The organism is Blastocatellia bacterium, assembly GCA_025054955.1.
GTDB lineage: Bacteria > Acidobacteriota > Blastocatellia > HR10 > J050 > JANWZE01.
Genome location: JANWZE010000062.1, coordinates 94086 through 104672 on the forward strand (window position 1 = coordinate 94086; position 10587 = coordinate 104672).

A 10587-nucleotide genomic window follows, 5' to 3' on the forward strand; every position below is an offset into this window, starting at 1 on the left:
CCTGTTGGTTTCGCTGGCACGCGACTCATGAAGACCTACATCAGTCTGTTCGTGCTTGCTGCTGCACTGGCATATCTTCTGACGCCGCTGGTAATTCGCTTTGCAGTGGCGCAAAACCTGCTGGATCAACCTGACAACACCCGTCGCCACCATCCGCGGCCTGTGCCACGACTTGGCGGGATAGCCATCTATATCGCGTTTGTCCTCACATTAGCCTCACTGTTTCTCGTTCACAACATGCTCAGCTTGAGTTTCCAGATGAGGCTGCTGGAAGTGGGCAAGCTGCTGCTGCCGTGCACCATCATCTTGCTGCTGGGCATCTACGATGACATTCGCGGCGCCAATGCGCCGATTAAATTTGGCGTTCAAATTGCGGCTTCGCTCTTGCTGTATGCGTTAGGATTTCGCATCACTGAAATCTGGCAGCCTTTCGGCGGTATCATCTCACTGGGCATGCTTGATCTACCTGTGACGATCCTCTGGCTGGTCGGCATTAGCAATGCGTTCAATCTGATTGACGGACTGGATGGGCTGTCGGCAGGCGCGGCCCTGTTTGCCTTGTTGACTGTTTCCATTGCGGCGCTCATTTATGGACATCCGATGATTGTCATCCTGGCCATATCTTTGGCTGGGGCGACGCTTGGATTCTTACGATACAACTTTGCTCCAGCACGAATCTTCATGGGCGATTCCGGCAGTCTATTTCTTGGATTCACGCTGGCGGCGTTGGCCATTGAAGGCTCACAAAAAAGCGCCGCCGCGGTGGCCGTCGCCATTCCCATTGTCTCGTTTGGCCTGCCCATCGTGGACACATCATGGGCGATCATCCGGCGTTTGTTGAACCGACGACCGATCTTTGATGGCGACCTTGAACACATCCATCACATGATGCTCAAGCGTGGCTTCTCAACGCGACAAGCCATCATGCTGCTTTACGGCGTCTCAGCCGGCTTTGGCTTGATCAGCCTTCTGTTTCTCAATCCTCAAGGAAAGGTCATGGGGCTAGCGCTCTTTGCCATCGGCCTATGCGTCTTCTTTGGCATTCAGCACCTCGGCTATCATGAGGTGCATGAACTCCGCTACGCCTTCGGTCAAGCGATGCGCCGCCGCCGCGTGTTGGCTCGCAATATCCACTTGCGTCGCACAGCCCATGAGCTGAGTCAAGTGAAAGACCTCGATGGTTTGGTTGCGGCTTTGCGCCGCTTGCTCGCCTCCAACGACTTCGATCGCGCTCAATTGCGACTGGCTCACACCCGGTGGCAAACAACCTCCAGCTCAGCTACGACGGACTCATTCGTGCAACTCGAAGACGATGCAATGTGGCTGTGGCATAACCCAGAGACGCCGATGGATGATCTGAGCAATATGTGGATGCTTCAAATTCCGCTCAGCAACGCTGTCAACCAACGCGTCGGCGACATCACCTTCTACCGACACCTGGAGCGCGAACCACTACAACTGGACACATATCACTTCTGCACACTGCTCCAGGAGGAACTCAGTCAAACCTTACTCACACTTCGAGAGAACGGTTCGCTTCCTGAACCGACTCAACACACGCAGGCAAAAGCGACTGGTAATTGATCATGTCTGCGTCCGTGGCGTTCAGTTAGGCCGCGCCACCAGCACGACTCTGATGGAGTGCTTATGGGATCAGGCCGCGCGGCTCGACATGTGGGGCACTGAAACGGGTTGCCGGCACCGTTCTACTGAATCATACCAATAGTCTGGTGAAAGACCATGTTTGATGAAGCGAAGCGCACTTGGTATAGAGCAGTTTGCCGATTCATTTACGCTGCGACGCCCACTCTAAGTAGGTGGACAAACGTTCTAGGAGATTTTGAGGGACGGAACGTTTTGGCGTGCGGTGACGTGTCACCGCTTTCCGGCCAACGCGGCGACACGTCGCAGCACTCCAAAAACGCCACGAACTTTTGTCACGTTACTTAGCAGGCATTAGAGCGGTTTGTGAGTGGGCTTATCCTGAGAGCGCACGCCCAGGACAAACTCATTCACAAACCGCTATGAACAGAGCAATTGACATTGACGCGATGCCGTATTTCTATTCCCAATTTCGATGCCGACTATTTGGGCAGTATCAATCCATGTGCAAACCGCTATAGGCCTCGCTATGCTGTTTGGCTCTGCAAGCGTGCTCATTCCCTCCACAGTTGGCATGGCCTCCGACTTTTGGCGATTGAATCGGCTACTTCCTCAACGAGCATGAAGCGCCACTGGCGACACGCCATCAGAAGGTTCGTCCGATGCTAAAGCGGAATGCCGTGCGTTCTTCACGGAAAATTTGATCCGGTCGAGGGACGACGCGGGCATTGGGGTTATAGGCATAAATCAGGCGAAATGGCACATTGACAACTGGCATCAGCACGCGGAATTCGACGCCGACAGAAGCGCGGTAATTGTCAATACCCTTCCATCCCGATTCGGATTGTGAAAGAAAAATCGTATCGGTTGTTTGTCCCAAGGCGCGAATAAAGACAGACGTATAGCCTTCAGGCAGGATGCCGCCGGGGGTACCCTGTACCAAGCGGGCGAATTCGACTTCCTCCTGGGTTGCCAATCGTCCATCTGGATTGATGACGATGCCGCCGCCGGGAGCGAATGTCACCGTCGTCAACTGATCGGTATCGAAGGCAAGAAACGGGCTGATGGTGCGCAGCAATGGTTCGGAAATGATGCGTTGGTCAGCATAGCGGCGCATATTAAACGTCGAGCCAATATCGGCAAACGCCGCTACGGAGACCGGGCCAGCGATGGGAATTCGGTACTCAGCATTAAATAAAAGCTGCGTATCACCGCCAAGCGGCAGCACGCTCACGTTGGTCAACCGGTTGGTAAACGTGAATGCGCGAATGATTTCATCACGGATGAACGGCCCAGAGGCCGGTGGATCGAACTCGCCGAGCACGGGCAAGGTATTGGTCGTCGTCAGCAAATCAATTTCGCTGCCAGGCACGGCCACGACTTGCGTGGTGGTCAGCCGTTGTTCAATCTGCACGACAGGGGAAATCGAGCGGACATTATAGCCACGGATCGTATCTTCACCACCGAGGAAAAATCGGCTGTAGATTGGCGTGCCGCCAACAAAGGCCAGCGAGTTGCTTTCAAATCGCCGACCAAATGGCAGCAAATGGCCGCCCAGGAACCGAAAGCCAAACACGTGCGGCTGCTGGCGCACCTTCCATGGCATGGCGAAGTAGCGAGTATATTCAAGCGACGGCTGGAACAAATTAACGTCACCGCCCAGGAACCGCCCGCTGAAGCCTAACGACAGCGAGAGGCGTTGCCCGCCCACTGGATCAAGATAGCTGCCCTGGAGCGAGTTATAAAACAATGAAGGCACAATGGTGCTGGTGCGAATGTCAGGCTGACGGAATGTCACCGGAATGTCATTATCGGGATTGTTGTCGGTGTTAACAGGTGGGTCTTTGATCGAGGTTGAATTCCATGAATAGGACAACCCTAATCGCGTCCAGCGACCGAAGCTGGGCCAGCGTTTGGTGATGGTGGTCATCGGCGTGCTGGTGAAGACTTGGAAGCCGGAGCTTTGCTCGGTGAATAACGAATCCTCATCCAGCGCAAACCCGAACAATCCACCTGCCGCTACCGCGCCGAGGCCGCCGCCAAAGAAGTCATAACTGCGGGTGAAGACGCTGAAGCCGGCGGAAATGTTTTTGTCAAAGACATAAGGCTCAGTGAACGAAAACAGGAAGTACTTTTGACGATTGCCGGCGGCGAAACTGAACGAGAGCGACTCGCCATAGCCAAAGAGATTATTGGTTGAATACTCCAGTCCGATGAAACTGCCGCCAATGCCGCTGGCGCCGCCGGTGAATTGAATCTGGTTGCGTCCCTTTTCTTTGACTTTCAAATCAATGTCCAGCAAGCCGGTTCGATCATTCGGCTTGAGTGTGGCGTCGCTTTCTTTGATTTCCTCGAAGAAGCCCAGTTGGTTGAGCTTTTGAATGCTGAATTTCCACAAGGCTTGATCGAAGATTTCACCTTCAGCGACCAGCAGCTCGCGACGCAACACCTTATCGCGCGTGTTGGTGTTGCCGATGAATTCGACAAAGTTCAACGTGTACTGTCGTCCTTCCTCAATGGTGATGGTGAAATCAGCGATTCCTTTGGTCGGATCGTTCGGGTCTTCTTTGAGGTCTTGGCTGGGATTGGCGACCATCTGGATATAGCCGAGGCGACCATACAGGTCTTTGAGACTCTCGTAGACGCCCTTCTGAATGATCGTCGAGCGAACGATATCGCCGGTCTTGATGCCGATGATGGCTTTGATTTGATCATCGCTGAAGACGGTATTGCCTTCGACCTCGATTTTACCAAACCGGAACTGTCGCCCTTCGGAGACCGGCACGACGATCTTCAGTCCATCATCAGGCGGGCAGATAAACGGGATGCGAAAGGGCAGCAAGCGGTCGCGATGGATCATTTCCACTCGGGGTTCTCCAATCTGCGCCTCCAAATACCCGCGATCCTTGAAAGCAAAGAAATCAACTCGTCGCATATCATCCTCGAAAGCTTCAGGATGATAAATATCCCGCGAGGTGAACCGCGTCACCAAGCCGGCTTGTCGGACATTTTTCATCGGCTTGCGAAGTTCATCATCAGTGAAGACGCGGTTGCCTTCAAAGTCAATCTCCAGCACGCGCACACGAGGTCCTTCCTTGATACGGAAGGTCACGCCAACGGCTGCGGCTGACAGCTCTTCGACTTCCAGTTCGACTGTCGCATCAGGATGCCCCTTCTCTGACAGATAATTTTTAATCACACGTCTGGCCACCTGTCCTTTGGCCGGGTCCCACATCTCTTCTTTTGAGACGCCGACGCGCCGTTCACGAAATCGCGTCAGCATATCGCTTTCCGTCACCGATTTAAGTCCCTGGAACTGCAAATCACGAATGATTGGATTTTCCTTCACGCGAAAGATGACGATCTTGCCGCCCTGCTCGCCGTCTTGCACAGCCACTTCGATGTCGCTAAAGAGATTCTGTGCCCAGAGGCTTTTCAGGTCGCGCTCCAGTTGCGCCGGATTATACAAGTCACCTTCGCGCGTCTGAATGTAGTAGAGAATGGTTTCGCGTGGAAAGCGCCGGTTGCCCTCGATTCGCACGCTCTCAACGAGCACTGCAGTTTGCCCGAACACTAACGTTGGCGCTAACAACATGAACAAACCAAGTATTGTTAGTCCAGCCATGATCCCTCGCTGCTGTCTCATAACGGCTTTTACTGTTCTCCACATGCACTGTATCGGGGGCAAACAGGTCAATTTACGGTCAACACTTCATCGTCGGTTTTCTCAACCGCCATCGGGCGGAAGCGTAACTGTCCATTCTCGAGCGAGACTTCGATGATTGAGCCTTCAGCGATCTCCGACTGAATGATGGCCTCCGAGAGCGGGTCCTCAACGTGCCGCTGCAAAGCGCGGCGCAATGGCCTCGCGCCATAGCGCCGGTCGGAACACGTGGTTTCCATGATCCATTGCATCGCCTCATCGGTCAGGTGCACTTCGACTTTGACCTGCTCCAATGTCTTGTTCAGTTGTTTCACCAACAACTTGACAATTTGGAGCAGATCATCATCCGACAGCGGCTCGAAGATAATGATCTCATCCAGGCGGTTGAGAAATTCCGGATTGAATGTTTGGCGGACGGCGGCCAACACTTCATCTTCCATCTTGTTGGCCAGCTCGCGCGCTGAGGGCTGAAAGCCAAGATGTGTCTGCTTGTGAATGTAGCGCGCGCCGATGTTGGAAGTCATGATAATAATCGTGTTTTTGAAATCAACAGTATTGCCGAGACTATCGGTCAGATGGCCATCCTCGAGCACTTGCAACAGCAGATTAAACACGTCAGGATGCGCTTTTTCGATCTCATCCAGGAGCAGGACGCAATAGGGGCTGCGCTTGATGCGTTCGGTCAGTTGTCCTCCTTCTTCATGACCGACATAGCCCGGCGGCGAACCGATCCATTTGGAGACCGAATGCTTTTCCATGAATTCGGACATATCATAGCGAATCATGGCTCGTTCTGAACCGAACAAAAATTCGGCCAAGGAGCGTGCAACCTCCGTCTTGCCGACGCCGGTCGGTCCGAGGAATAAGAAGCTGCCAACAGGACGAGTCGGATTTTTCAATCCAGCTCGCGAACGGCGAATCGCGCGGGCCAATGCCGAAATAGCCCGATCCTGACTGACAATTCGTTGATGTAATTCTTGCTCAATGCGCAGCAGTTTTTGCTTCTCTTCCTCTTTGATGGCCGTTAGCGGAATACCAGTCCAGCGTGAGATCACTTCTTCAATGTCGGCGCGCGTCACAGTCACCGGAGGCTGTTCGGTAAGCGATTCAGGCTCGTCCAAATAATAGCCACCGCGAAAACGCGGCGTCAGCAGTGAGGTTACGGACAGGTCTTCATTGTCCAACTCCGCTGATGAGTGACGAAGCTTGACGCGGGAGCCAGCCTCATCGAGCAAGTCAATGGCTTTATCGGGTAAGTAGCGGTCAGTGATGTAGCGATTTGAATAGTAGACCGACGCGACGATGGCATCATCCGTATAGCGAACTCCATGAAACGATTCGTAGCGGTCTTTCACGCCCTGCAAAATGCGGATGGCTTCAGCTTCTGTCGGGGGCAAGACGCGCACGGCTTGAAAGCGTCGTTCCAGTGAACGGTCTCGCTCGATGGTCTTGCGAAATTCCGCCGGCGTTGTCGCTCCAATGCATTGGATCTCGCCACGGGATAGCGCCGGTTTCAGGATATTAGCGGCATCGAGCGAGCCTTCGGCGCTGCCGGCCCCGACCAGTGTATGAAGCTCGTCAATGAAAACAATGTATTGCGGGTTCTCGATCAGCTCGCGCATGATCGCTTTCAACCGTTCCTCAAACTGTCCGCGATATTTTGTGCCGGCTACCACGAGACTCAAGTCAAGGGCCAGAATCCGCTTCTGTGCCAGGAAGGGCGGCACGTCGCCGGCGACGATGCGCTGGGCGAGTCCTTCAATGATGGCTGTCTTGCCCACGCCTGACTCACCGATCAGGCATGGATTGTTTTTGGTGCGCCGACACAGGATTTGAATGACGCGCTCCAGTTCATTATCGCGTCCCACCAACGGATCGAGCTTGCCCTGCGCGGCGGCTTCGGTCAGGTCACGGCTAAACTCGGCCAGATGCGGCGTCTCTTGTTTTCGCGCGCCGGCATGAACGCGTTCACGACTAGCATGCCGCATCAATTCCTCGCGCACCAAATGCAAGTGCAAGCCTTGATCGCGCAGTAACTCCGCCGCATAGGAATGTTGCTCACGCAGTAATCCAAGCAAGAGATGCTCAGTTCCAATCGTCCGGTGTCCGACACGCTCGGACTCTTCAGCAGCGTAATTCAACACGCGCTTGGATTCACGACTCAACGGCAGGTCTACGCCCGGCGGCAGCTTTTCGCGCGGCACGGCGCGTTTCTCTATTTCACGTCGGATCGTCTCGACAGCGCCATACGTCCGCAGAAACCGATTGGTCAAAATTTTATCTTCACGAATGAGGCCGAGTAGAATGTGTTCGGTTTCAATGGTGGGGGAGCCCAGTTGATTCGCTTCGTAGCGGGCAAAGAAGATGACCCGCCGAGCCTTTTCTGTGTATCGTTCAAACATACCCTGCCACCTTTTCTTTATACACGTGAGCGCTCCTCATATAGTTGACCATCTTCCAACCGCAATACCCGATCACAGTGCGCCGCCAAGCGTTCGTTATGCGTGGCAATGAGTGATGTGAGCGAATTGAGGTGATGAAGCTGCTGCACCAGCGCAAACACTTTCTCGCCAGTGCGACCATCCAGATTGCCGGTCGGCTCATCGGCCAATAACAGTTGCGGGTTCGTCACCAACGCGCGAGCCAATGCCACGCGCTGCTGTTCACCGCCGGAGAGCTCGGCCGGGCGATGTTTCAGTCGGTTCTCCAAGCCCACTCTGGACAATGCGGCACGGGCGCGCTCACCCGCTTCCGGTTTCCTCACTCCTCGTATCAACAACGGCATCATCACATTCTCCAGAGCGGTGAATTCCGGCAGTAAGTGGTGGAATTGAAACATGAAACCCACCACCTGACTCCGAAACCGCGCTAAGTCTACCGTACCTAACTTTGAGATGTCAAACCCATCAAACAGCACGCGGCCTGCCGTCGGACGATCTAATCCGCCAAGCAGATGAAGCAAGGTTGATTTGCCGGCACCCGAAGCGCCAACAATGGCAACCATCTCGCCACGTCGCACAGACAGATTCAGATCATTGAGCACGCTGATGACTGTCCGCCCCATCAGATATTGCTTGCATAACGACTCGGCTTGCAAAAGCGCACCGGCGGCCGGCTGCGGTCGCTCGAGTGCACCAGACGACCGCCGGGAATCGAGCGTCGGGGACGGCGGCTGACTGATGACTGACACGCGACCACCAGCCTCACTCATAGCGCAATCCCTCCGCTGGATTGAGCCGAGCTGCTTGACGAGCTGGATGAATCGTGGCCACAAAACTGATGAACAATGAGAGCAAACCAACAGCCACCGCATCCCTGACGCGCACATGAAACGGAGCGTAAGAGATCGAGAAGATCGTTTCCGGCAACCGGATGAGCTGATACTGATCCGCCACCAGACAGGTCGCGATGCCCACGATCAATCCTAAGCACGTGCCAATCGCTCCCACCATCAACCCCTGCCACATGAAGATGCGCATAATCGAATTTGGCGTCGCTCCCATCGCCATTAAAATAGAGATGTCGCGCGTCTTCTCGACGACCATCATGGTCAACGTGGTAATGATGTTCAGCGCCGCGATGAAGATCATCAATGTCAGCACAATCACCACGACCAACCGCTGAATTTGCAGCGCGGCAAAGACCGGCTTGTTCAGTTCCTGCCAATCAGTCGTCGTGTAGCCCGAACCAACGACGCTTAACACCTGCTGAGCAATTTGCTTGACGTTGTAAATATCGGCCACCTTCATCTGAATCAACGTGGCTTCATCGCCGAGTCCGACCAATTGTTGAGCCGCCGACAATGACGTGTATGCCCAGGTCGAATCGTACTCATAGAGTCCTGAATGGAACACCCCGCCAACCCGAAACTGGCGCTGACGTGGCGTGACGCCAAACGGCGTCAGTCGCCCTTGTGGCGAGATCACCGTCACATAATCACCCAGCTTGACGTTCAGTTCCTTGGCCAAGACTTTCCCTAAAATAATTCCCTCTTGGCCCGGCTCGGTTACGGCCAAGCTCTGAACGTCACCGCTGATAATCGTGTTATACACCTCGTTGGCTTCACGCGACGCCTGCAGGTCAACCCCTTTGACAATCGCGCCCGATTGATAAGCGCCAGCAACAATCACATTAAAGTAGGTCGTGGCGGCTGCCGCCGTCACGCCCGGCACTCGCCGGAGCTGCTCAACCAGCTCTTGATAATCGCTGATCGGTTCGCCATCGCTTCGCAGTAAATTCAGATGAGCCGTGCCACTGAGCAATTTCGTTTGGATGTCTTCGTTAAAGCCAGTCACCAATGCCAGTGCAATCACCAAGACAGCAACGCCAGCGCCAATCCCCAGCACGGCGATGGTCGTGATCACCGCAATCACAGCTTGTTTCCGTTTAGCGCGAAGATAGCGGGAGGCAACGAACGTTTCAAACGCGCCACGCAATGGGCTTTGGCCCACATTGAGTTGGTCAGCGTGCATCATTGCTTCAGCTTCCCCTGTTCATGAATCAAATCCATGCGCCACGATGGCGCACAATCATACACTGCTACACGGGTGGACTCAACCGTTGCTGAGAACATGCCTTACGGCGTTGATGATGACCTCAACGCACAACACATTCCACTGGATTGTTGACGGACGCTCGATCATTTGCTATAAACTGGACGTGATTTTAGTGCGGGAGTGTCAATCCACTCACTAATTGGCGTGAGTTTATTCAACTCAGAACTGTAAGGAGAAAGCAATGACCCAACGGAATCTGAAGTGCCTCCTTCATGGGTATGTGTGTCTGTGTGTGATTGCATCCGTTTTGTTAACAGCGATTCTGTTCTCCACTGTGCCGGTCGCCAACGTGTCTGCTGGCTCAGCGCCCTCAGCACATCGCGCAGTCGGCTCGACCGTTGAACAAACAATCATTCGATCGGACCACACCGATCATCCTCTCATTTATTTGACCGATGGCCGCAGCCGAGCGACACCGCATGTCGGCGCTGAAGGGTTGAGCGACGTTCTGGAACGAGGGCTCGCCCAGCCTGTGACCCTAGCCTCCGGCGACGTCAACGAGGATGGCGTCGCTGATCTGGTCATCGGTTACACAAGCCCCATGGGCGGTCTCATCGCTGTTCATCGAGGCAACGTCCGCTCAATTTATCCTCATACGAGCGCGTCGGTGACGGCTCAGTCGGCCGATGCATGGCCGTTTTTATCTCCAGCATACGTGTATGAAGCAGGCGCGGCGCTTGACTTCATCGGCCTGGGCGACTTTGATGCTGATGGCCATGCAGACATTGTCACGGCGGCGCGAGGCAGTAACATGCTCTCCTTCTT

6 protein-coding genes are annotated in these 10587 nt (G+C 54.4%); 2 read left to right on the forward strand and 4 right to left on the reverse strand.

Annotated features, from left to right (window positions below; all coding sequences use genetic code 11):
- Window positions 1-27: 27 nt before the first annotated feature.
- Window positions 28-1584, forward strand: coding sequence for an undecaprenyl/decaprenyl-phosphate alpha-N-acetylglucosaminyl 1-phosphate transferase (locus tag NZ823_09030; protein MCS6805267.1), 1557 nt, complete (start codon window positions 28-30; stop codon window positions 1582-1584).
- A 664-nt stretch (window positions 1585-2248) separates the two neighbouring features.
- Here NZ823_09030 and bamA read toward each other — a convergent pair.
- The 4 genes from bamA to NZ823_09050 all read right to left on the reverse strand — a co-directional run bounded on the left by bamA (window position 2249) and on the right by NZ823_09050 (window position 9741).
- Window positions 2249-5227 (reverse strand): outer membrane protein assembly factor BamA, encoded by a 2979-nt coding sequence (gene bamA / locus NZ823_09035; GenBank protein MCS6805268.1) that lies wholly within the window; start codon window positions 5225-5227, stop codon window positions 2249-2251.
- Between the two features lie 68 nt (window positions 5228-5295).
- Window positions 5296-7668 (reverse strand): ATP-dependent Clp protease ATP-binding subunit, encoded by a 2373-nt coding sequence (locus tag NZ823_09040; GenBank protein MCS6805269.1) that lies wholly within the window; start codon window positions 7666-7668, stop codon window positions 5296-5298.
- Between the two features lie 17 nt (window positions 7669-7685).
- A complete protein-coding gene (locus NZ823_09045; protein MCS6805270.1) occupies window positions 7686-8330 on the reverse strand; it encodes an ABC transporter ATP-binding protein in 645 nt (214 codons plus the stop codon).
- A gap of 139 nt (window positions 8331-8469) precedes the next feature.
- Complete coding sequence (locus NZ823_09050) at window positions 8470-9741, reverse strand: ABC transporter permease (GenBank protein ID MCS6805271.1); 1272 nt, start codon at window positions 9739-9741, stop codon at window positions 8470-8472.
- Between the two features lie 262 nt (window positions 9742-10003).
- On the opposite strand from NZ823_09050, the gene NZ823_09055 reads away from it, so the two are divergent.
- Window positions 10004-10587, forward strand: a 584-nt coding sequence (locus NZ823_09055) for a hypothetical protein (GenBank protein ID MCS6805272.1), incomplete at its 3' end; no start/stop codon positions are given.